Here is a 23,210-nt window from a genome sequence, read left to right on the forward strand (position 1 = left end):
ATGTCCGAATCGCCAAGCCCCAGCGTCTACTCCCGTTTCCTGCCGTGGCGCCGCAGCTTCGAGATCGGCTTCTGGGTCGCGCTGACCCTGGTCAACGGCATCGCCAACAGCATCACCGTGCTGATCGACATCCGCCGTACCGGGCTGCACTTCGCCGCGTGGGAGCCGGCGTTGTGGGAATGGTCCAGCGGCCTGGTGTTCCTGCTGATCGTGCCGCTGCTGGTGCTGCTGACCCGGCGCTATCCGCTGCACTGGGACAACTGGCGGCGCCGGTTGCCGGCGTACCTACTGGGCAGCGTCGCGCTGTCGGTGCTGCACGTGCTGGGCATGGTCGCGATCCGCAGCGTGGTCTATCGCCTGCAGGGCCTGCACTACGACTTCGGGCCCTGGCCGCAGGGGCTGGCCTACGAATACCTGAAGGACGTGCGCAGCCTGGCCTCGATGCTGCTGTGTGTGGAGATGTACCGCTTCCTGCTGCGCCGCTGGCAGGGCGAGGCGGCCTTGCTCGGCGCGCCCGACGAAGGCCCGCCGGTGGAGTCGCTGGAGCGTCCCGAGCGCTTCCTGGTGCGCAAGCTCGGCCGCGATTTCCTGGTCGCCGCCGCCGACATCGAGTGGCTGCAGGCCTCGGGCAACTACGTCAACCTGCGCGTGCGCGGCCACGACTACCCGCTGCGCAGCACCATGGCCGCGATCGAGGCCAGGCTCGATCCGGCGCGGTTCGTGCGCATCCACCGCAGCTACATGGTCAACCTGGCGTGCGTGGTCTCGATCGAGCCGCTGGATGCGGGCGAGGCGCGCGTGCACCTGCGCGACGGCAGCCATGTCCCGTGCAGCCGCCGCTACCGCGCCGCCCTGCGCGCGGCGGCCGGGGAGGGCGAGGCCGCGCTCGCCGAGTGATCGGCGCGGCGCTCGGGCTGGGCGGGCCGCCGGCGCGCTGGGGCGCGGCGGCCGGAATTGCCAGACCGGAATTGCTAGAATCGCGCTCTTGTCTGCCGTTTGTCGGAATGCCGCCATGATCGAACTCAATCCCATCCGCCACCGCATCGCCGATCTGTCCGATCGGGTGCTGTCGCTCCGGGGGTTTCTTTGACTACGACGTCAAGAAAGAACGCCTGGAGGAAGTCACCCGGGAACTGGAAAATCCCGATGTCTGGAACGACCCCGAGCGCGCCCAGGGCCTGGGCCGCGAGCGCTCCAATCTGGAGAAGACCGTCGGCGGCATCGCCAGCGTGCTCGACGGGCTGAACGAGGCGCTGGAGTTCCTTGAACTGGCCGAGAGCGAGGACGACGAGGACACCGCGCTGGCGGTGGTCGCCGATGTCGAGCGCTTCCAGGCGCACGTGGAGAAGCTGGAATTCCAGCGCATGTTCTCCGGGCAGATGGACGCCAGCAACGCCTTCGTCGACATCCAGGCCGGCGCCGGCGGCACCGAGGCGCAGGACTGGGCCGAGATCCTGCTGCGCATGTACCTGCGCTGGTGCGAGTCGCGCGGCTGGAAGACCGAGTTGATGGAAGTGTCCGGCGGCGAAGTGGCCGGCATCAAGTCGGCCACGCTGCGCGTGGAAGGCGATTTCGCCTACGGCTGGCTGAAGACCGAGACCGGCGTGCACCGGCTGGTGCGCAAGTCGCCGTTCGATTCGGACAACCGCCGCCACACCAGCTTCACCTCGGTGTTCGTGTCGCCGGAAGTGGACGACAACATCGACATCGACATCAACCCGGCCGACCTGCGCACCGACGTCTACCGCTCCTCCGGCGCCGGCGGCCAGCACGTCAACAAGACCGAGTCGGCGGTGCGCATCACCCACATCCCGACCAACATCGTCGTGGCCTGCCAGACCGGGCGCAGCCAGCACCAGAACCGCGACAACGCGATGAAGATGCTCGCCGCCAAGCTGTACGAGCTGGAGATCCAGAAGCGCAACGCCGAGCGCGATGCGGTCGAGGCGACCAAGTCGGACATCGGCTGGGGCAGCCAGATCCGCAACTACGTGCTCGACCAGAGCCGGATCAAGGACCTGCGCACCGGCATCGAACGCACCGACACGCAGAAGGTGCTGGACGGCGACCTGGACGAATTCGTCGAGGCCAGCCTCAAGTCCGGCCTGGAAGTCGGCGCCAAACGCAGCGACGCCTGAACCGTCGGCCTCCGCCCCGCCGTGGCGGAGGCCGGCCATGCGGCGCGGCACCCGCATCTGCTGCATCCTCTCCCTTCTTCTCCGCGTACCCATTCCCATGACCGAGCAGACCCCCGCGCCGTCCCTTCCCGCCGACGAGAACGGCCTCATCGCCGAACGCCGCGCCAAGCTGGGAGCGTTGCGCGCGCAGGGTGTGGCCTATCCGAACGATTTCCGCCGCCACGACTTCGCCGGCGACCTGCAGGCCGAGTTCGCCGACGCCGAGCGCTGGAGCGCCGAGGCGCTGGAGGCCGAAGGCCGCAGCCTGCGCCTGGCCGGGCGCCTGCTGGCCAAGCGGGTGATGGGCAAGGCCAGCTTCGTGCAGCTGCAGGACGAATCCGGACGCATCCAGCTGTTCCTGCAGGCCAACGCGCTGGGCGCGGCCTACGACGCGTTCAAGGGCTGGGACATCGGCGACATCATTGGCGTGGAGGGCGGGCTGACCCGCACCAAGACCGGCGAGCTGTCGGTCAAGGCGACCGCGCTGCGGCTGCTGACCAAGGCGCTGCGCCCGCTGCCGGACAAATGGCACGGCCTGTCCGACGTGGAGCAGCGCTATCGCCAGCGCTACGTCGACCTGATCGTGTCGCCGGAGGCGCGCGAAGTGTTCGTCAAGCGCTCCAAGATCATCCGCGCGATGCGCGCCTGGCTGGACGCGCGCCGCTTCCTGGAAGTGGAGACGCCGATGATGCATTACATTCCCGGCGGCGCCACCGCCAAGCCGTTCACCACCCACCACAATGCGCTGGACCTGGACCTGTACCTGCGCGTGGCGCCGGAGCTGTACCTGAAGCGGCTGGTGGTCGGCGGCCTGGAACGCGTCTACGAGATCAACCGCAACTTCCGCAACGAAGGCGTCAGTACCCGGCACAATCCAGAATTCACCATGATGGAGCTGTACGAGGCCTACGCCACGTACCACGAGGTGATGGACCTGACCGAGAACGTGATCCGCGACGTGGCCCAGGAGGTGCTCGGCACCACCCAGGTGCACTGGGACGGCGCCGACATCGATCTGGCGCCAGCATTCCGCCGCTGGCGCATGGACGAGGCGGTGCGCCACCACAATCCGCAGATCAGCGCCGCCGACTGCACCGACCGCGACGCCCTGCTGCGCCACTGCGAGCGGCTGAAAATCCGCACCAAGCCGTCCTACGGCTGGGGCAAGCTGCTGCTGGAGATCTTCGAGGCCACCGTCGAGCACACCCTGATCCAGCCGACCTTCATCACCGACCACCCGGTCGAGGTGTCGCCGCTGGCCCGTTCCAGCGACACTGAGCCGGGCTACACCGACCGCTTCGAGCTGTTCATCAACGGCAAGGAGATCGCCAACGGCTTCTCCGAGCTCAACGATCCGGAAGACCAGGCGGCCCGGTTCCAGGCCCAGGTGGCGGCGAAGGAGGGTGGCGACGACGAGGCCATGCACTTCGACGCCGACTACATCCGCGCCCTGGAAGTCGGTCTGCCGCCGACCGGCGGCCTGGGCATCGGCATCGACCGGCTGGTAATGTTGCTGACTGGCAGCAACTCGATCCGTGACGTGCTGCTGTTTCCGTACATGCGTCCGGAGGCTTAATCTAACCAGGGCGATGCGGCCCTGGCGCGGTTCTTGTATCGGGCGTCGGCAGGCAGGCGGTTGGCACGCCGGCTGAAGTGAGGCGTGCGGGTCGGCGTGGCCGGCACCGGAGCGTTTCCCGTTGTTGTCTCAGCAGCCCGGTACGCGTGGGCGGGAGGGTCGCAGATGCAAGGTGCCAGCATGAGCCTGTCCGGAGTATCCTCCAGCGGGGACCGCCCGGACTGGGCGGAGGGGACGGACAATCGCTTGAACATCGTCATCGTCGACGATCAGACGTCCGCGCGCACGATGCTGCGCCACGTGATCGAGGACGTCGCCCCGGAACTGACCGTGCGCGACTTCGGCGACTCGCAGGCTGCACTGGCCTGGTGCGAGGCCGGCAAGGTCGACCTGTTGCTGCTCGACTACCGCATGCCCGGCATGGACGGGCTGGAATTCGCGCGCCGGTTGCGGCGCCAGCCCAAGCATCGCGACATCCCGATCATCCTGATCACCGTGGTCGGCGACGAGCCGATCCGCCAGGCCGCGCTGGAAGCCGGTGTCATCGACTTCCTGGTCAAGCCGATCCGCCCGCGCGAACTGCGCGCGCGCTGCCACAACCTGCTGCAGCTGCGGCTGCAGAGCGAGAACATCAAGCAGCGCGCGATGTCGCTGGAGCAGCGCCTGCTGGCCAGCATGCGCGAAGTCGAGGAGCGCGAGCGCGAAACCCTGTCGCGGCTGGCGCGGGCGATCGAGTACCGCGATGCCGGGACCAGCGCCTACCTGGAGCGGATGGCGCACGTGGCCGGCCTGATCGCCGAGCAGCTCGGCCTGTCCGAAGACGAGGTGCGGGTCATCGAAATGGCGGCGAGCCTGCACGACATGGGCAAGATCGCCATTCCCGATGCGGTGCTGCTCAAGCCCGGCAAGCTCAACGAGGAGGAGATGGCGGTGATGCGCATGCACCCGCGCATCGGCTACGAACTGCTCAGCGGCAGCCAGAACCGCTTCATCCAGGTCGGCGCGCTGATCGCGCTGCGCCACCATGAGCGGTACGATGGCAGCGGTTACCCCGACGGGCTGGTCGGCGAAGCGATCCCGCTGGAAGCGCGGATCGTCGCGGTCGCCGACGTCTTCGACGCGCTGATCTCGCCGCGTCCCTACAAGGAAGCATGGACCATGGACGCGACCCTCGCCTACCTCTACGCGCAACGCGGCCGCCTGTTCGACCCGCGCTGCGTCGACGCGCTGTTCCGCGGGCGCGAGCAGCTGCACATGATCTGCGAGAAATTCTCGACGGCGTCGGTCCGGCCGGGGGTGTGACGTGACGTCAGCGATCGCCTGGTTCCGACATCGACTTTCGAACCGTACCGACAGCGAGCACGCACAGGCACTGGTGCGTATCGTGTTGATCTCGATCATTCTCAGCTATGTTCTGTTGCCGGGCCCGCGCGCTACGCTGCCGCTGCGGCAATATCTGGAAGTGGTCGGCGTCGTTTCGTCCGGGTTGGTGCTTTCGCTGGCGGTGGTGATGTGGCTGCTATGGCGGCCGGAACGGTCCGATTTGCGACGCATCATCGGCATGATCGCCGACTATGGGCTGATCGCCTGCGCAATGGTCGGCATGGGCGAACCGCTGGCCTGGATGTACGTGGTGGTGATGTGGGTGACGGTGGGTAACGGATTGCGCTATGGCAACAGTTACTTGTACCTGGCGGTCGCCATGGGGGTGCTCAGCTTCGGCACCACGGTGTGGGTAACGCCGTATTGGCGAGAAAATGTCGGCCTGGGCATTGGCTTGGTGATCGGCCTGCTGGCGGTACCGTTGTACCTTTCCGGCCTGCTTCGGCAATTGACCAGCGCCACCAAGGAGGCGCAGCGCGCCAACGAGGCGAAGAGTCGGTTTCTGGCCAACATGAGCCATGAGTTCCGGACCCCGCTCAATGGCCTGTCGGGCATGACCGAACTGTTGTCGACGACCAAGCTCGATGCCGAGCAGCGCGAGTGCGTGGGGACCATCCAGGCGTCCGCTCGCAGCCTGCTCTCGTTGGTCGAGGAAGTGCTGGACATTTCCGCGATCGAAGCTGGAAAGGTCCGGATCGACAAGAGCGAGTTTTCGTTGCGTGAAGCGATCGACCAGATCGGGTTGATCCTGCAGCCGCAAGCGCGCGCCAAAACGATCGGATACCACGTCGATGTTGCGCCTGACGTGCCGGACAGTCTGTCCGGCGATGTGGGGCACTTGCGGCAGGTTTTGTTGAATCTGGCCGGTAACGCGATCAAGTTCACCGAGTTGGGCCGCATCGACGTTCGTGTGCGCATGCTGAAGACCGAAAATGAGCAGATTTGGCTCAGTTTCGACATTATCGACACCGGAATCGGCGTGCCCTCGGCGATGCGCTCGCGACTGTTCGATGCGTTCGAGCAAGCTGATGTGGGATTGGCCCGGCGCTACGAAGGTACGGGGTTGGGGACCACGATCGCCAAAGGCCTGGTCGAGTCGATGGGAGGAAGTATCGGCTATCAGGAAAACCCGCCGCGCGGCAGCCGTTTCTGGTTCGACCTGCCATTCGACGCGGGTGCATCGCTCTCGGCGACCGTACAGGTCTCTGAGGTATCCGAGGCATCTGAACAGGCCGGCAACGTCATCGCGTTTTCGGACCCGTTCCTGCGCCATCGCGCGCGAGTCCGCGGCATGCGCATTCTGGTCGCCGACGACCACGCCGCCAATCGCATGGTGCTGCAGCGCATGTTGCAGAAGGCGGGCCACCGGGCGATCTGCGTCGATGGCGCCGAGGCGGTGCTCGATGCGCTGGCCGAAAGCGAATTCGACGCGGTGATCGTCGATCTACATATGCCGGGCATGAGCGGGCTGGACATGCTCAAGCAGCTGCGGGTGATGCAGGCCGGCGGGCCGCGCACGCCGGTGGTGGTGCTCAGCGCCGATGTCACGCCCGAATCGATCCGGCGCTGCGAGCAGGCCGGCGCGCATACCTTCCTGGCCAAGCCGGTGGTGGCGAACCGGTTGCTGGATACGCTGACCGACATCGCCACCGATGGCAGGCTGCGCGGCACCGGCGAACCGTCGGCGCGACCGGCCGCGTCATCGTTCGACGGGGTGCTGGATCCGTCTGTGCTCGATGAACTCGCCGGTCTCGGCATGGGCGACGGCTTCGAACGCGAGTTCATCTCGCAATGCCTCAACGACGCAGAAGGTTGCCTTGGCGGAATGCAGGTTGCTGGCCAGGCCGAACACTGGGAGCGTCTGCGCGAGCACGCGCATGCGATCAAGGGTGTGGCGAGCAACCTGGGCCTGGTGAAGCTGGCCAGCCTTGGGGGCGAACTGATGCAAATGGCGGAATGGCAGATGCGCAGCGAGTGGCGGCAACGGCTGATGGCGCTCAATGCCGGGCTGACCGAGGGTCGCGAAGCGCTGGACTTGCGCGCTCGCCGAAGCGCCGCGTCCGACGAAGGGAAAAGTCGCTAGCTTCCTCGGTAGAGCCCGGCATTAAGCCGGGCCGGCCCCCTGGCCACCGGCGTTTTCCCTGGTCAGGCCGCCACGTCCTGTAAACGCCGCGTTTGTGCGCGCACTAGCCGATCCATGGTGCGGAGCGATTTTTCGTCCAGCGCCAGGGCAGAGTCCACCCATACCTCGGTAACGGCCTTCAACTCCTGGAGGGTCACAGGCTGCACCAGATTGCGTGCGGTGTTCATTGCCAGATACGAGTGCTGGCTTCGTCGTTGCGTGCGGATAAGGTTTCTTACCGCCTCCTTACCTTGATTCTTGGGAACCAGTACGTCGACGACCCCCATCGCATGCATCTGCTCGCTGCTGTAGAGATTTCCCTCCAAGATGATTTTCTCGGCCAGGTGCGCAGGCATCCGCTTGCATAGGAACGAATAGGCGCCCATGCCAGGGAACAGGTCAAAAATCGCTTCTGGTAGGCCCATCATGACGCCTTCTTCGGCGACGATGGTATGGCACGCTAGCGCGATCTCCAGGCCGCCGCCCAATGCATCGCCTTGCAGAAGTGCAATCGTTCGCACGTCTCCAGCCAGTCCCCGATGCAGTTGATGGACGCCACTTACGCAACGATGTGCGTAGCTGAGCAATTGATTGCGGTCTTGTCTACGGATCAGGTCGGAAAAAAGCGCAAGATCGCCGCCTAGGTTGAAGACATTGGCGTCGGACGCGATCACCAGATGCTTTAGCGCGCTCTTGCGCTGATGATGTTGTTGGGTCGTGAGCGCACTGAGTGCAGCCAGTACGTCGTCAAGCATCTGGCTTTGGAAGCAAGGGCGGGTGCCGGGCTGCTGGCCTGCATGCATGTACAGCCAATGGCTGTCGTCGGCGCCGTCCGAATCGACGCGGATGGTGGAGTAGGAGCGGGTACGGGGCAGCGTGTCGATCATGCTCATGGCAGGGTTCTCGGAAGAACGCCCGCGAGATGACGTGGCGCAGCGGGCGAGTGCGATTCCACCCGGGCGATGCTACACCTGGAGCTTTGACCTCAGCGTCTGGCGAAAGCCTTGGTACGGCAGGCGCTAAGCCGGCGCCTGCCGTACCGCGCGGATCACTGCGGCTGGTTGTCGCGCAGCTCCCGCCGCAGGATCTTGCCGACATTGGTCTTGGGCAGTTCCTTGCGGAACTCGACGATGCGCGGGTGCTTGTAGCCGGTCAGGTTGGCGCGGGCGTGGGCCTTGACGTCCTCGGCGGTGAGGTTCGGGTCCTTCTTGACGATGACCACCTTGACCACTTCGCCGGATTTCTCGTCCGGCACCCCGACCGCGGCCACTTCCAGCACGCCGGGCATCATCGCGATCACGTCCTCGACCTCGTTCGGGTACACGTTGAAGCCGGAGACCAGGATCATGTCCTTCTTGCGGTCGACGATGTAGAAGAAGCCCTGCGGATCCATCCGCGCCATGTCGCCGGTGTGCAGCCAGCCGTCGGCATCGACGGCGCCGGCGGTCTCCTCCGGGCGCCGCCAGTAGCCCTTCATCACCTGCGGCCCCTTGATGCATAGCTCGCCGACCTCGCCGGGCGCCAGGGTCTGGCCCTGGTCGTCCTTGACGCAGGCGTCGGTGGACGGGATCGGCAAGCCGATGGCGCCGTTGTATTCCTGCAGCGTCAGCGGGTTGATGCAGGCCGCGGGCGAGGTCTCGGTCAGCCCGTAGGCCTCGACCAGGGTCACTCCGGTCACCTGCTTCCAGCGCTCGGCCACGGCGCGCTGCACCGCCATGCCGCCGCCCAGGGTGAACTTCAGCGCCGAGAAGTCCACCTTGTCGAAGCCGGGCGTGTTGAGCAGGCCGTTGAACAACGTGTTGACCCCGGTGAAGGCGGTGAAGCGGGTCTTCTGCAACTCCTTGACGAAGCCGGGCATGTCGCGCGGATTGCTGATCAGGTGGTTGAGGCCGCCGAGCTTCATGAACACCAGGCCGTTCGCGGTCAGCGCGAAGATGTGGTACAGCGGCAGCGCGGTGATGATGACTTCCTTGCCTTCCTCCAGCTTGCCGGACGCGGCGATCCAGGCGCCGGCCTGCAGCATGTTCGCGACCAGGTTGCGGTGGGTCAGCATCGCGCCCTTGGCCACCCCGGTGGTGCCGCCGGTGTACTGCAGGAAGGCGATGTCGTCCGGGTCGATGTCCAGCTGCGGCAGCGTGTGCAGGCGGCCCAGGGTGAGCGTGTCGCGGAAGCGCACCGCGTTGGGGATGTCGTAGTCGGGCACCAGCTTCTTGACGTACTTCAGCACGAAGTTGACCAGCGCGCCCTTCGGGAAGCCGAGCATGTCGCCCAGGCCGGTGGTGATGACCTGCTTGAGCGGGGTGTCGGCCAGCACTTCCTGCACGGTCTTGCCGAAGTTGTCGATCACCACGATCGCGCTGGCGCCAGAATCGATCAGCTGGTGGCGCAGTTCGCGCGGCGTGTACAGCGGATTGACGTTGACCACGGTCATGCCGGCCAGCAGCACGCCGAAGGTGGCGATCGGGTACTGCAGGCAGTTGGGCATCATCAGCGCGACGCGGTCGCCCTTCTTGAGCTGCAACTCGCCGAGCAGGTAGGCGGCGAAATGCCGGGCCAGTTCGCCGGCCTCGCGGTAGGTCAGGGTCTTGCCGAAGTTGCTGTAGGCCGGGCGGTCGCCGAACTTGGCGACGGAAGTTTCGAACACCGCTGCGACGGATCGGTACTCATTGACGTCGATCTCGGCGGGAATGCCGGCCGGATAACTCTGCAACCACGGACGTTCCTGACTCATGTACTCCCCCCTCGTGTGGAATGCTGCCGCACGCCGACGCAACGCTGCGGCGTGGCGAGTGGCAGGATACCGTTCCGCATGGAAAAGGCGAAACCGAGGAGAATCCGGTGCGACAGGCAATGGCGTGGGGATGGGGGTGTGCGATGGCGCTGGCGTTGCTCGGCTGCCAGCGCGATTCGGCGGAACAGCGGCTGCGCAAGGACATGGCCGCCATGCAGGCGGCGGTGGAGGAACGCCGGCCGCGCGACGCGATGGCGGCGGTGGCCGACGATTTCGTCGGCGAGGCGGGGATGGATCGTGTTGCGCTGCACAACCTGTTGCGCGCGCAATTCCTGGCCAACGCGCGGATCGGCGTGAGCACCGGGCCGCTGTCGATCCAGTTGCAGGGCAGCGACGCCACGGTGCATTTCGATGCGGTGGTCAGCGGCGGCGACGGACGTCTATTGCCGGAGCGGATGCAGCGCTATGCGGTGGTCACGGGCTGGCGCGAGCAGGATGGCCAGTGGCGGTTGCGGCATGCGCAATGGAGCGCGGCACCGTAGCGACGCAAAGTGTGCGTGTGCGCTGACGGTTATCGCCCCATTGCAAGAACAGGGCGCATTCGCCATCGATGTAACCGGAGCCCCACGTCGAACGCCGTGCCCGTGCCGGATCGTGCACGGCCACACGCTTTTGCATGAACGCGCGCGGCGCCCGTGCAGGACGCCGCGCGCGGCTGCAGCCTCAGGCGGCCTTGCGCGCCGCCAGCTGGCGCAGCACGTATTGCAGCAGGCCGCCGTGCTTGAAGTACTCCACTTCCTTGGGCGTCAGCAGCAGCACCTTGACCTGGAACTGCTTGACGCTGCCGTCGGCCTTCTTGGCATCGACGGTGGCGCGCTTGCTGGCGCCGTCCTGCAGCCCGGTGATGTCGAACACCTCCGAGCCGTCCAGGCCCAGCGACTGCGCGTTCTCGTTGTCCAGGAACTGCAGCGGCAGCACGCCCATGCCGACCAGGTTGGAGCGGTGGATACGCTCGAAGCTCTCGGCGATCACCGCCTTGACCCCGAGCAGGTTGGTGCCCTTGGCCGCCCAGTCGCGCGAGGAACCGGTGCCGTATTCCTTGCCGGCCACGACCACCAGCGGCACGCCGTCGGCCTTGTACTTCATCGCCGCGTCGTAGATCGCCAGCTTCTCCGGCTGCGCGCCGTCCGGGCCGCGGTACAGGGTGTTGCCGCCTTCCTCGCCGCCGAACATCAGGTTCTTGATGCGGATGTTGGCGAAGGTGCCGCGCACCATCACGTCGTCGTTGCCGCGGCGGCTGCCGTAGCTGTTGAAGTCGGCCGGCTGCACGCCGCGTTCCTGCAGGAAGCGGCCCGCCGGCGAATCCTTCTTGATGTTGCCGGCCGGGGAGATGTGGTCGGTGGTGATCGAGTCGCCGAACAGGCCGAGCACGCGCGCGCCGTGCACGTCGTCGACGGTGCCGACCTGCATGGTCATGCCGTCGAAGTAGGGCGGGTTCTTGATGTAGGTGGAGGCGGCGTCCCAGGCGTACAGCTCGCCGTCGGGTGAGGCGATCGCGGCCCAGCGGCTGTCGCCCTTGAACACGTCGGCGTAGTTCTGCTTGAACATCTCCGGGCCGACGGTGGCGGCGATGCTGTCGCCGATTTCCTTGTTGCTCGGCCAGATGTCGCGCAGGTACACCGGCTGGCCGTCGTTGCCGATGCCGAGCGGATCGCGGCTCAGGTCGATGTCGGTGGTGCCGGCGATGGCGTAGGCGACCACCAGCGGCGGCGAGGCCAGGTAGTTCATCTTCACTTCCGGGTGCACGCGGCCTTCGAAGTTGCGGTTGCCCGACAGCACCGAGGCCACCACCAGGTCGTCCCTGGCGATCGCCGCCGACACGTCCTCCGGCAGCGGGCCGGAATTGCCGATGCAGGTGGTGCAGCCGTAGCCGACCACGTAGAAGCCCAGTTTTTCCAGGTCGTTCATCACCCCGGCCTTCTTCAGGTAGTCGGTGACCACCAGCGAGCCCGGCCCGAGCGAGGTCTTGACCCACGGCTGCGCCTTCAGGCCCTTGGCCACGGCGTTGCGCGCCAGCAATCCGGCGCCGAGCATCACCGCCGGGTTGGAGGTGTTGGTGCAGGAGGTGATCGCGGCGATCACCACCGAGCCGTCGCGCAGCTGCCAGCCGCCGCCGCTGTCTTCGGCGGTCTCGGCCTGCGAGGCCTTGGCGCCGACCGCGGTGCCGCCGCCGCCTTCGTTCTTGAGCCGGTCTTCCTGCTTCAGGTCGCTGCGGCGCTTGTGCCGCGCTTCGGCGAACGGCACCAGGTTGTCGCGGAAATTGCGCTGCATGTCTTCCAGCAGCACCCGGTCCTGCGGGCGCTTGGGCCCGGCCAGCGACGGCTTGACCTCGGCCATGTCCAGCTCCAGCGTGGCGCTGTAGGCGGCGTGCGCGGTGTCGGCGTCGTGCCACAGGCCCTGCGCCTTGGCATAGGCCTCGACCAGCGCGATCTGCTCCTCGCTGCGCCCGGACAGGCGCAGGTAGGTCAGCGATTCGGCGTCGACCGGGAAGATGCCGCAGGTGGCGCCGTACTCCGGGGCCATGTTGCCGATGGTGGCGCGGTCGGCCAGCGGCAGGTGCTGCAGGCCGTCGCCGAAGAACTCGACGAACTTGCCGACCACGCCGTGCTTGCGCAGCATCTGCGTCACCGTCAGCACCAGGTCGGTGGCGGTGGCGCCTTCGGGCAGCCTGCCGGTCAGCTTGAAGCCGACCACCTGCGGGATCAGCATCGACGAGGGCTGGCCGAGCATCGCCGCTTCGGCCTCGATGCCGCCCACGCCCCAGCCGAGCACGCCGATGCCGTTGATCATGGTGGTATGGCTGTCGGTGCCGAACACCGTGTCCGGATACGCGATCGCTTCGCCGTCGCGCTCGGCGGTCATCACCACCCGCGCCAGGTGTTCCAGGTTGACCTGGTGCACGATGCCGGTGTTAGGCGGCACCACCTTGAAGTTGTCGAACGCCTTCTGGCCCCAGCGCAGGAAGCCGTAGCGTTCCATGTTGCGCTGGAATTCGATCTTGCCGTTGAGGTCGAGCGCGTCGGCCTTGCCGAACACGTCCACCTGCACCGAATGGTCGATCACCAGTTCCGAAGGAATCAGCGGATTGATCTGCTCCGGGCGCCCGCCGAGCTTGACCACCGCATCGCGCATCGCCGCCAGGTCGACCACGCACGGCACGCCGGTGAAGTCCTGCAGCACCACCCGCGCCGGCATGAACGCGATCTCGGTGTCCGGCTCGGCCTTGGGGTCCCACTTGGCCACCGCCTCGATGTGGTCCTTGCCCACGGTCACGCCGCCGTCTTCGTGGCGCAGCAGGTTTTCCAGCAGGATCTTCAGCGAGTAGGGCAGGCGGCCGATGTCGAAGCGCTCGGCGAGCTTGGGCAGGCTGTAGTAGGCGTAGCGTTTGCCGTTGACCTCGAGCGAGGTACGGGTGGAGAAGGAATCGCTCATCACGGAACTCCTATGGCGTCGCGGCTGTAGGGACTGCGGTCATTCTGACCCATTCAGTGTGTATGGAGGGTGTTACCGGCGCTGTATGCGGGCTTGAGTATGACGCTTCAAGTATGTAAAATTCGTGCATACCTTGTGGAGGCCACCATGGAAGCCACCGTCGCCGAGCGCGGTCAGATCACCTTGCCCAAGGCCGTGCGCGATGCGCTGGGCCTGAGCAAGGGCACCATCCTGAAGGTGGAGCTGGACGGCGGCCGCATCATCCTGCGCAAGAGCGTGGACGATGCGATCTCGCGCGCGCGCGGCCGCTTCAAGCTCGACGGCTTCGCCAGCACCGACGAGGCGATGCGCGCGATCCGCGGCCGTGCGCCGGGCGATCCGTTCGAGCCCGACACCAAGGCATGATCGCGATCGACTCGTCCGTGCTGGTGGACCTGCTGGCCGACGGCCCGCAGGCCGACGCCACCGAAGCCTGCCTGCGCCAGTGCCTGAGCACCGGCCCGGTGGTGGTGTGCGACATCGTCCTGGCCGAGGTGTGCAGCGCGCTGCGCGACGGCGCCGAGGCGCTGTCGGTGCTGGAGGACATGAGCATCCGCTTCAACGCGCTGGAGGCCAAGTCGGCGTTGCGCGCCGGCGAGATGCAGCGCCGCTTCCGCGCCCGCGGCGGCAAGCGCGAGCGGGTGGTGGCCGATTTCCTGATCGGTGCCCATGCGCTGCTGCAATGCGACGGCCTGATCACCCGCGACGACGGCTTTTTCCGCGACTACTTCAAGGGCCTGAAGATCATCGTGCCCAAGCCGGCCGCCTGACGCCGCGCATCCGCTTACCGCTCATCCCCACCGAAATTCCCGGAGAACCCGCATGTTGGAAGCCTACCGCCACCACGTCGCAGAGCGCGCCGCGCTCGGAATCCCGCCGCTGCCGCTGAGCGCGCAGCAGACCGCCGAGGTCATCGAGCTGCTGAAGCAGCCGCCGGCCGGCGAGGAGGCGTTCCTGGTCGAGCTGCTGAGCCAGCGCGTGCCGGCCGGCGTCGACGACGCCGCCAAGGTCAAGGCCTCGTACCTGGCCGCGCTCGCCTTCGGCACCGAGAAGAGCGCGCTGATCAGTCCGACCCGCGCCACCGAGCTGCTCGGCACCATGCTCGGCGGCTACAACATCCATCCGCTGATCGAGCTGCTGGACAACGCCGAGCTCGGCGCGGTCGCCGCCGAAGGCCTGAAGCACACCCTGCTGATCTTCGATGCGTTCCACGACGTGCAGGAAAAGGCCGAGGCCGGCAACGCGCACGCCAAGGCGGTGCTGCAGAGCTGGGCCGATGCCGAGTGGTTCACCAGCAAGCCGGAAGTGCCGCAGAGCCTGACCGTCACCGTGTTCAAGGTGCCGGGCGAGACCAACACCGACGACCTGTCGCCGGCGCCGGACGCGACCACGCGCCCGGACATCCCCATGCACGCGCTGGCGATGCTGAAGAACAAGCGCGACGGCGCCGCGTTCCAGCCGGAGGAGGACGGCAAGCGCGGCCCGATCCAGGCCATCGCCGAGCTCAAGGCCAAGGGCCACCTGGTCGCCTACGTCGGCGACGTGGTCGGTACCGGTTCCAGCCGCAAGTCGGCGACCAACTCGGTGCTGTGGTGGACCGGTGAGGACATCCCGTACATCCCCAACAAGCGTTTCGGCGGCGTGTGCCTGGGTTCAAAGATCGCGCCGATCTTCTACAACACGATGGAAGACGCCGGCGCGCTGCCGATCGAGCTGGACGTGTCGCAGATGGAGCACGGCGACGTGGTCGAGCTGCGTCCGTACGACGGCAAGGCGCTGAAGAACGGCCAGGTGATCGCCGAATTCGCGATGAAGTCGGACGTGCTGTTCGACGAAGTGCGTGCCGGTGGCCGCATCCCGCTGATCGTCGGCCGCGGCCTGACCGCCAAGGCGCGCGAGTTCCTGGGCCTGCCGGCCTCGGACCTGTTCCGCCTGCCGATGGTGCCCGCCGATACCGGCAAGGGCTTCTCGCTGGCGCAGAAGATGGTCGGCCGCGCCTGCGGCCTGCCGGAAGGCAAGGGCATGCGTCCGGGCACCTACTGCGAACCGAAGATGACCTCGGTGGGTTCGCAGGACACCACCGGGCCGATGACCCGCGACGAGCTGAAGGACCTGGCCTGCCTGGGCTTCTCCGCCGACCTGGTGATGCAGTCGTTCTGCCACACCGCCGCGTATCCGAAGCCGGTCGACGTCAAGACCCACCACACCCTGCCGGAGTTCATCTCCACCCGCGGCGGCGTGTCGCTGCGTCCGGGCGACGGCGTGATCCACAGCTGGCTCAACCGCATGCTGCTGCCCGACACCGTCGGCACCGGCGGCGACTCGCACACCCGCTTCCCGATCGGCATCTCGTTCCCGGCCGGCTCCGGCCTGGTCGCCTTCGCCGCGGCCACCGGCGTGATGCCGCTGGACATGCCGGAGAGCGTGCTGGTGCGCTTCAAGGGCGAGATGCAGCCGGGCGTGACCCTGCGCGATCTGGTCAACGCGATCCCGCTGTACGCGATCAAGGACGGCCTGCTGACCGTCGCCAAGCAGGGCAAGAAGAACATCTTCTCCGGCCGCATCCTGGAGATCGAAGGCTTGCCGAACTTGAAGGTGGAGCAGGCGTTCGAACTGTCCGACGCCTCGGCCGAGCGCTCCGCCGCCGGCTGCAGCGTGCGCCTGAACAAGGAACCGATCGTCGAGTACCTCACCAGCAACATCACCCTGCTGCGCTGGATGATCGCCGAAGGCTACGCCGATGCGCGCACCCTGGGCCGCCGCATCAAGAAGATGGAAGAGTGGCTGGCCGATCCGCAGCTGCTCGAGCCCGATGCCGATGCCGAGTACGCCGCGGTGATCGAGATCGACCTGGCCGACATCCACGAGCCGATCGTGGCGTGCCCGAACGATCCGGACGACGTCAAGACGCTGTCCGAAGTCGCCGGCGCGGCGATCGACGAAGTGTTCATCGGCTCGTGCATGACCAACATCGGCCACTTCCGCGCCGCGGCCAAGCTGCTGGAAGGCAAGCGCGACATCCCGACCCGCCTGTGGGTCGCGCCGCCGACCAAGATGGACGCCTCCGAGCTGACCAAGGAAGGCCACTACGGCACCTTCGGCGCGGCCGGCGCGCGCATGGAGATGCCGGGCTGCTCGCTGTGCATGGGCAACCAGGCGCAGGCGCGCGAGGGCGCCACGGTGTTCTCCACCTCCACCCGCAACTTCCCCAACCGGCTGGGCCGCAACACCAACGTCTATTTGGGCTCGGCGGAACTGGCGGCGATCTGTTCGCGCCTGGGCCGCATCCCGACCAAGGACGAGTACATGGCCGACGTGGGCGTGATCAAGACCAGCGGCGAGCAGATCTACCGCTACATGAACTTCGACCAGATCCAGGAATACCAGGACGTGGCCGATACGGTCGCCGCCTGATCCTGGCGGTCGAGCGCTGTAACGAAAAAGCCCGGCGATGCCGGGCTTTTTCGTTTGCGGCGTGCGCCGGTGGCGCTGTGCCGCCGCGATGTGCGTTCTGGCCGGTCGCGGGTGGGTTTGGTTGGTCCGGGGTCGTGCAGAACGGTCCGTGCAAGCGCGCGCGTGCGCTTGCGGACGTCTGTGCGGCGGATCGTCGGTCCTGACGCGATCCTGGCGCGGCAAGTCGCGCCGCTTCGTTCGTCGCGACTGAAGTCGCTCCCACAGGGAAGCTTGGCGAGGCGATGGTTCGCCAACGCAGGACGGCGACGTGCCGGCGTGTGTGTGGGCAGAGCTCAACGCCGGCTGCACCAATTCCAGTTCTCCGCGGCGTCTGTCGCGACTGAAGTCGCTCCTACAGGGGAGGGAGAGCTTGGTGGCGCGAGGGTTCGCCAGCGCAGGACGGCAGCGTGGCGGCAGTTGTGGGAGGGACTTCAGTCCCGACTGCACCAATCTGGCGAGTCTCCGCTGCGCCTGAAACCGCCCCGCAGGATGCTTGGCGACATCAACACTTGTTCGCTAGTACAAAGCCACTCAGGCGGCTTCCACCCGGTTGCGGCCGTTTTCCTTGGCCCGGTACAGGGCCTGGTCGGCGCGGTCGGTCAGGCGCGTGCTCGACAGGTTGGCGCTCGGCCATTTGCTGGCGCAGCCGACGCTGACGGTCACCAGCCGATGGCTGGCGTCCGGTGCGTGCAGCACCGCGCAGTCCAGTACCGCCTGGCGCAGGCGTTCGCCGACGGCGAGCGCGGCGGCGGTATCGCAGCCGGGCAGCAGCGCCACGAATTCCTCGCCGCCGTAGCGCGCCAGCACGCCGTCCTCGCGCAGTTGCGCCGCCATCGCCAGGGCGACCGTGCGCAGGCAGTCGTCGCCGGCCAGATGGCCGTAGTGGTCGTTGAAGCGCTTGAACTCGTCGATGTCGATCATCAGCAGCGACAACGGCCGCTGCTGCGCCTGCATCTGCTCCCACAAGCGCTGCTGGCTTTCGACGAAATGGCGGTGGTTGGCGATGCCGGTGACCGGATCGCGCTGCGCCTGGTCGGCGAGGCGGCGGTTGGCCTGCTCCAGTTCGTGGGTGCGCGTGCGCACCAGTCGCGCCAGCAGGTCGCGGTGACGGCGCAGCCGGTAGCCGTGGACGCGCCAGCCGAGCAGCAGCGCGGCAACCAGCGACAGCACCGCCGCACCCCAGCTCAGCGGCGACAGGTACCACGGCGACGGCTGCCGGAAGCGCAGCCTTGCCGGCGCGGCCGACCAGGCGCCGGTGTCGCTGCGCGCGATGATCTCCAGCGTGCTGTCCTCCCACGGCAGCAGCGGGAAGTGCAGGCTGCGCTGTGCGCCGATGTCGGTCCAGGCCGGGTCCTGCCCGGGACGCGTCAGGCGGTAGCGGAAGCGGGTCTTTTCCGGCGCGCTGAGGTTGATCGCGGTGAACTCCACTTCGATGTCGTGGCTGTGCGGCGGCAGGCGCAGTTCCGTCGCCAGCGGCACGCTGCGGCCGCCGACGGCGAGCGACTGGATGCGCACCGGCGGCGCCTGCGCGCGGCGGCGGCCGAGCGCCAGCGGATCGATCTCGGCGAAGCCGGAAATCAGCGGGAACCACAGCTTACCGGCGCTGTCGCGCAGGCATGCCGGCTGGCCGCCGCCGTTGGTTTCGGCCGGCTCCAGGCCGTCGCTTTCGGAAAAGCCGATCGCGCTCAGCTCCTGGCTGCCGCTGGCGGCCTTGGCCAGTTGCTCCGGCGGCAGCAGCGAAATGCCGCGGTTGCCGCTGAGCCACAGCCCGCCCTGCGCGTCGGCGACCATGCACGAGACCACGTCGTCGAACAGGCCGCTGCCGCGATCGAAGCGCTGCACGCGGCCGCCGGCGATGCGGTTGAGCCCGCCGCCGTAGGTGCCGATCCACAAGGTACCGTCGGGCTGCTCGTACAGCGAGCGCACGAAGCGGCTGGACAGGCCGTTGGCGGTGCCCCAGCGTTCCACCACCCGCTGCCGCCGCCAGCGCACCACGCCTTCGCCGCCGGCCAGCCACAGCCCGCCCTGCTGCGCAGGCTGGATCAGGGTGACGCTGCCGGGCAGCCCGGGAATGGCCTGCGGCGTGCCGGTCTCGCCGCCAGCGCCGACCGCGATGGCATAGACGCCGTGGCCGCTGGCGACCAGCAGCTTGTTCTTGGCGGTACGGTACAGGGCGCGGATCGGCAACTGGTCCGGCCAATGCGCGATCAGCCGCAGCGCCTGGCTGCGGTAGTCGTCGCTGTCGCGCGCCGCGCGGTCGTCCTGCGCGTCCGGCGCCAGATAGCCGACGCGGCCGTCCACTGTGCCGATCCACAGTCCGCCGGCCTCGTCGCGGTGCAGCGACCACACGCACTCGTTGCCGAGCGTGCGTTGCAGCGACCAACTGCGCAGGCGCCCGCTGGGCGCATCCCAGTGCCGCAGGCCGCCGCAGACGGTGCCCAGCCACAGGCCGCCGCTGCCGTCGCCGATCACCGGCAGGCCGGGCAGGTCCATGCCCTGCTGCGGATCGTTGAGCAGGCCGATGCGCGAGCGCGCGATGCGCAGCAGGCCGCGCGCGTTGCTGCCCAGCCACAGGTTGCCGTCGCGATCGTTGAGCAGGCTGTGCGCCGCCGGCAGCGCCGGGGTCGCCAGCGGGCGCAGCCCGGCGCCATCGTCGTCGTCGCGGAACACCCGGCCGTCGACATCCAGCGCCCACAGGCGTTGCTGCGCATCGCGGGCCAGCGCCTGCGCGCCGCGCACCGGCGCCGGCTGCGGCAGCCATTGCCGGCGCACCGTGTCGTAGCGGTGCAGGGCGCCGCCGGCGCCCACCCACAGCACGCTGCCTTCGCTGAAAAGGGAATTGATCCGGGTTTCCCCGGCCGGCAGCGGCACCGCCTGGCGCTGCCCGCGGCGCAGCCGCCACAGGCCTTGCCCACCCAGATAGAGCTGCGCGTCGCCACCGAGCGCGGCAGCCATGTCCAGCGCCTGCGGATGGTGTTCGAGGGTGCGCAGCGTGCGCGGGTCGATCCGGTACGCGCCGGCGCTGCTCAGCACCCACACGCTGTGGTCGGCGGCGGCGACGAAGCGTCGGATCAGGCAGCGGCCGCCGCACACGTCCAGGCGCAGGAAGCGGCCGTCGCGATAGACGCTGACCCCGGCGTCCTCGCTGCCGATCCACAGCTGGCCGCGCGCGTCCTCGAACAGCTGCAGGATCCGGTCGCTGGACGGGCCGCTGTCGGCCAGGCTGCGGTAGACGCTGAAGTCGCTGCCGTCGAAGCGCGCCAGTCCGCCGAAGGTGCCAAGCCACAGGAAGCCGTCGCGATCCTGCACGATCGCGTTCACCGAATTCTGCGGCAGGCCGTCGTCGGTGGAGAAGCGGCGCACGACCTCGGGATAGGCAGGGCGCAGCGTCTGCGCGGCGAGCGCGGCACTGGCGGACAGCAACAGCAGCGACAGCAGGAAGCGGATCGGCATTGCGCGAGAGCGATGAAAAAGTGATCCGGATCAAGCAATATCTGTGCCGCAACCCGCTATGGCGTGGCGCCGCCGGAGTCGGCCGGCGGTGTCTGCGCACCTGCGCCGGCCAGGTGCGCGTCGAGCCAGCGTTCCAGGGTCGCTCCCGGCAACGCCGGGGCGAACAGGAAACCCTGCAGCACGTCGCAGCCGAGCGCGGCCAGGAACGCCCGCTGCGCCTCGGTCTCGACGCCTTCGGCGACGGTATGCAGGCGCAGGCTCTCGCCGATGCGCAGCACCGAGGTGGTCAGCGCGCGTGCGGTTTCGCTGTGTTCCAGGTCGCGCACGAAGCTCATGTCCAGCTTGAGTTCGTTGACCGGCAACTGGTGCAGGTGGCTGAGGCTGGAATAGCCGGTGCCGAAATCGTCCAGCGACAGGCGCACGCCGCTGGCTTGCAGTTGACGCAGATTGGCCAGCACCGCCGGTGCGTTGGACAGCATGACGCTCTCGGTCATCTCCAGCGCCAGGTCGCTGGGCGCCAGCGCGTGCGCGCTGAGCATCTGCGCCACGCGCGCGGGCAACTGCGCGTCGGCGAAGTTGCTGGCCGACAGGTTGACCGCCACGCGCGGCACCGGCACGCCGCGCAGGCGCCAGTCGGCCATCTGCCGGCAGGCCTGGCGCAGCACCCAGTGGCCGAGTTCGTCGATCAGCCCGCATTCCTCGGCCATCGGCACGAAGCGCCCCGGCGAGATGTCGCCCAGGTGCGGGTGCTGCCAGCGCAACAGCGCTTCCACACCGTACAGCGCGTACGGCGGCTGGCTGCGCAGTTGCGGCTGGTAGTGCAGTTGCAGCTGGTCGCGGCGCAGCGCTTCGCGCAGCGCGGTCTCCATCGCCACGCGTTCCTGCGCCATGCGGTTCATGTCGGCGCTGAAGAAGCGGAAGCTGCCGCCGCCTTCGTTCTTGGCCCGGTACATGGCCAGGTCGGCATGGCGCAGCAGGGTCTCGATGTCGCGGCCGTCGTCGGGGAACATCGCCACGCCGATGCTGGCGCCCGGGTGCAGGGTCACATGTCCGACCACCAGCGGCTCGGCCAGCGCCAGCAACAGGCGCTCGGCCACCCCGGCCGCCTGCTCGGCGCCGCATTGCGGCAGCATCAGCACGAACTCGTCGCCGGCCTGGCGGCCGATCAGGTCGGCCGCGCCCAGGGTCTCGCCCAGGCGCCGGGCGATGTCGCGCAGCAGGCCGTCGCCGGAGGCGTGGCCCTGGGTCTCGTTGACCCGCTTGAAGCGGTCGATGTCGACGAACAGGATCGCCACCGGAAACTCGTGGTACTCGGCGGCGGCCAGCGCCTGCTCGGCGCGGGCGCTGAACATCACCCGGTTGGGCAGGCCGGTCAACGAATCGTAGAACGCCAGCTGGTGCACGCGCGCCTTGGTCTGCTCGCGCTCCAGCGCCAGCGCGCACAGGTGCAGGCACAGCTCGATCAGCCGCAGGTGCCAGGCCGGCGGCTCGCATACCTCGCGGTAGTACAGCGCGAAGCTGCCGAGCACGCGCCCGCCGCTGGACTTGATCGGGCTGGCCACGCAGCTGCGCAGGCCCAACTGCGCCATCAGCGCACGATGGTCGGCGAACACCGGGTCGGTGCCGGTGTCGTGCACCAGTACCTGCTTGCCGCGCCAGATCGCGGTGCCGCAGGCGCCGGCGGCGGGGCCGATGCGCAGGCCCTCGACCGCCGCGTTGAACGAGGTCGGCAGGCTCGGCGAGGCCAGCGGGTGCAGCAGTCCATCGCCATCGACGCTGATGATCGAAGCGATCACCTGCGGGGCGATGCGCTCGACCTCGTTGCAGATCAGCGCGGCCACGTCGACCAGCGGCTGTTCGCGGACCAGCGCATCGAGCACGTTCTTGTGCAGGATCTCGTGCATCTTGCTGTGGGTGATGTCGGTGAACGACAGCACGTAATGCTGGATGCCGCCGTCCTCGTCGGCGATCGGATTGGCCACGATCGTGGTCCACAGCGGCGAGCCGTCCTTGCGATAGACCAGCAGATCGGCCTGGTGGCCCTGGCCGCCGACCACGCGCTCGCGGATCTGCCGGACCACCTGCATGTCGGTGCCGGGGCCGGGCAGCACCTTGCTCGGCAGGCGCCCGCGCACGTCGGCGGCGGCATAGCCGAACATCTGCACGAAGCCGGCGTTGACGTAGAGGATGGTCAGCTGCGGGTCGCAGACCACGATCGCGTTGTCGCTGCGGTCCAGCGCCAGCGACAGCAGCCGCATCTTGGCGTCGCGCCCGCGTTCGGCGCTGATGTCGCGCACGAACACCACGTGCAGCGGCCCGTGCTCCTGCGGCACCGTGGTCGCGCTCACCGCCACCCAGCGCTGCATGCCGTCGTTGCCGGGCAACTGCAGTTCGTGGCTGTCGCCGGGCGTGCGGGTGCCTTGCTGCAGGCAGCGGGCCAGGAAGCCCACCCGCGTGTCGTTGCTCACCAGTTCGCCGAGCGAACGCCCCAGCACCTGGGCCTGGGACAGGCCCCACAGCGCTTCGGCCGTGCGGTTGAAGGCGAGGATGCGCGCGTCGGCGTCGATCACCACTACGCCGTCGGGCGCCTGCTGCAGGCAGTTCAGCAGCGCCTGCTCGGACAGGGCCAGCGCGCCCGGGACCGACGCCGCGCCGGCGCCGCTGGATGCGATCGGTGTGCGGCCGCGCTGGTGCGGCATGGCGTCAGCGCCCGCTCGCGCGACGTGTGGCGGGCTGGGCGGCGCGCACGGCACGCCGAGGGGGCGTACGCGGACGCGCATGGGA

General features: G+C 68.0%; 14 protein-coding genes. 9 read left to right on the forward strand and 5 right to left on the reverse strand.

Going from position 1 to position 23,210, the window contains the following annotated elements; translation table 11 throughout:
* From NUG20_RS10185 to NUG20_RS10205, 5 genes are all read left to right on the forward strand, one after another.
* A complete protein-coding gene (locus tag NUG20_RS10185) occupies nucleotides 1-897 on the forward strand; it encodes a LytTR family DNA-binding domain-containing protein (RefSeq protein ID WP_263398199.1) in 897 nt (298 codons plus the stop codon).
* 115 nt (nucleotides 898-1,012) lie between these two features.
* Nucleotides 1,013-2,138, forward strand: a protein-coding gene (gene prfB / locus NUG20_RS10190) for a peptide chain release factor 2 (protein WP_263398200.1) whose coding sequence is annotated in 2 segments (ribosomal slippage) — nucleotides 1,013-1,087 and nucleotides 1,089-2,138 — 1,125 coding nt in all. Because the reading frame shifts where the segments join, the coding sequence is not laid out codon by codon here.
* Nucleotides 2,139-2,235: 97 nt separating this feature from the next.
* Nucleotides 2,236-3,753, forward strand: a complete 1,518-nt coding sequence (lysS, locus tag NUG20_RS10195) for a lysine--tRNA ligase (protein ID WP_263398201.1) — start codon at nucleotides 2,236-2,238, stop codon at nucleotides 3,751-3,753.
* A gap of 165 nt (nucleotides 3,754-3,918) precedes the next feature.
* Complete coding sequence (locus NUG20_RS10200) at nucleotides 3,919-5,055, forward strand: cyclic di-GMP phosphodiesterase response regulator RpfG (RefSeq protein ID WP_263398202.1); 1,137 nt, start codon at nucleotides 3,919-3,921, stop codon at nucleotides 5,053-5,055.
* A 1-nt stretch (nucleotide 5,056) separates the two neighbouring features.
* The gene (locus tag NUG20_RS10205; protein ID WP_263398203.1) at nucleotides 5,057-7,219 is read left to right on the forward strand and encodes an ATP-binding protein; all 2,163 of its coding nucleotides are present in this window, start codon (nucleotides 5,057-5,059) and stop codon (nucleotides 7,217-7,219) included.
* Nucleotides 7,220-7,281: 62 nt separating this feature from the next.
* Here NUG20_RS10205 and NUG20_RS10210 read toward each other — a convergent pair whose 3' ends face one another.
* Nucleotides 7,282-8,151, reverse strand: coding sequence for a crotonase/enoyl-CoA hydratase family protein (locus NUG20_RS10210; RefSeq protein ID WP_263398204.1), 870 nt, complete (start codon nucleotides 8,149-8,151; stop codon nucleotides 7,282-7,284).
* Between the two features lie 155 nt (nucleotides 8,152-8,306).
* Nucleotides 8,307-9,989 (reverse strand): fatty acyl-CoA ligase RpfB, encoded by a 1,683-nt coding sequence (locus NUG20_RS10215; protein ID WP_263398205.1) that lies wholly within the window; start codon nucleotides 9,987-9,989, stop codon nucleotides 8,307-8,309.
* A gap of 119 nt (nucleotides 9,990-10,108) precedes the next feature.
* Between NUG20_RS10215 and NUG20_RS10220 the strand changes: the two genes are divergently transcribed.
* Complete coding sequence (locus NUG20_RS10220) at nucleotides 10,109-10,531, forward strand: nuclear transport factor 2 family protein (RefSeq protein WP_263398450.1); 423 nt, start codon at nucleotides 10,109-10,111, stop codon at nucleotides 10,529-10,531.
* 181 nt (nucleotides 10,532-10,712) lie between these two features.
* On the opposite strand, the gene acnA is transcribed toward NUG20_RS10220, so the two are convergent.
* Nucleotides 10,713-13,481, reverse strand: a complete 2,769-nt coding sequence (gene acnA / locus NUG20_RS10225) for an aconitate hydratase AcnA (protein ID WP_263398206.1) — start codon at nucleotides 13,479-13,481, stop codon at nucleotides 10,713-10,715.
* Nucleotides 13,482-13,628: 147 nt separating this feature from the next.
* On the opposite strand from acnA, the gene NUG20_RS10230 reads away from it, so the two are divergent.
* The 3 genes from NUG20_RS10230 to acnB are packed head-to-tail and all read left to right on the forward strand — an operon-like array spanning nucleotide 13,629 to nucleotide 16,934.
* A complete protein-coding gene (locus NUG20_RS10230) occupies nucleotides 13,629-13,886 on the forward strand; it encodes an AbrB/MazE/SpoVT family DNA-binding domain-containing protein (protein WP_263398207.1) in 258 nt (85 codons plus the stop codon).
* Nucleotides 13,883-14,290: a type II toxin-antitoxin system VapC family toxin gene (locus NUG20_RS10235; RefSeq protein WP_263398208.1), complete on the forward strand. Its 408-nt coding sequence runs from the start codon at nucleotides 13,883-13,885 to the stop codon at nucleotides 14,288-14,290. Before NUG20_RS10230 ends, NUG20_RS10235 begins: the two co-directional genes overlap by 4 nt.
* A 52-nt stretch (nucleotides 14,291-14,342) precedes the next feature.
* Entirely contained in the window at nucleotides 14,343-16,934 is a 2,592-nt protein-coding gene (acnB, locus tag NUG20_RS10240) for a bifunctional aconitate hydratase 2/2-methylisocitrate dehydratase (RefSeq protein WP_263398209.1), read from the forward strand.
* 570 nt (nucleotides 16,935-17,504) lie between these two features.
* Here acnB and NUG20_RS10245 read toward each other — a convergent pair.
* Nucleotides 17,505-20,426 carry a ligand-binding sensor domain-containing diguanylate cyclase gene (locus NUG20_RS10245; RefSeq protein ID WP_263398210.1) on the reverse strand — a complete coding sequence of 974 codons (2,922 nt, stop codon included), beginning with the start codon at nucleotides 20,424-20,426 and terminating at the stop codon, nucleotides 17,505-17,507.
* A 56-nt stretch (nucleotides 20,427-20,482) separates the two neighbouring features.
* The gene (locus NUG20_RS10250; protein ID WP_263398211.1) at nucleotides 20,483-23,125 is read right to left on the reverse strand and encodes a sensor domain-containing protein; all 2,643 of its coding nucleotides are present in this window, start codon (nucleotides 23,123-23,125) and stop codon (nucleotides 20,483-20,485) included.
* Between the last annotated feature and the right edge of the window lie 85 nt (nucleotides 23,126-23,210).

Origin of the sequence: Xanthomonas sp. CFBP 8443 (genome assembly GCF_025666195.1) — a bacterium.
In the GTDB taxonomy this organism is placed as follows: domain Bacteria; phylum Pseudomonadota; class Gammaproteobacteria; order Xanthomonadales; family Xanthomonadaceae; genus Xanthomonas_A.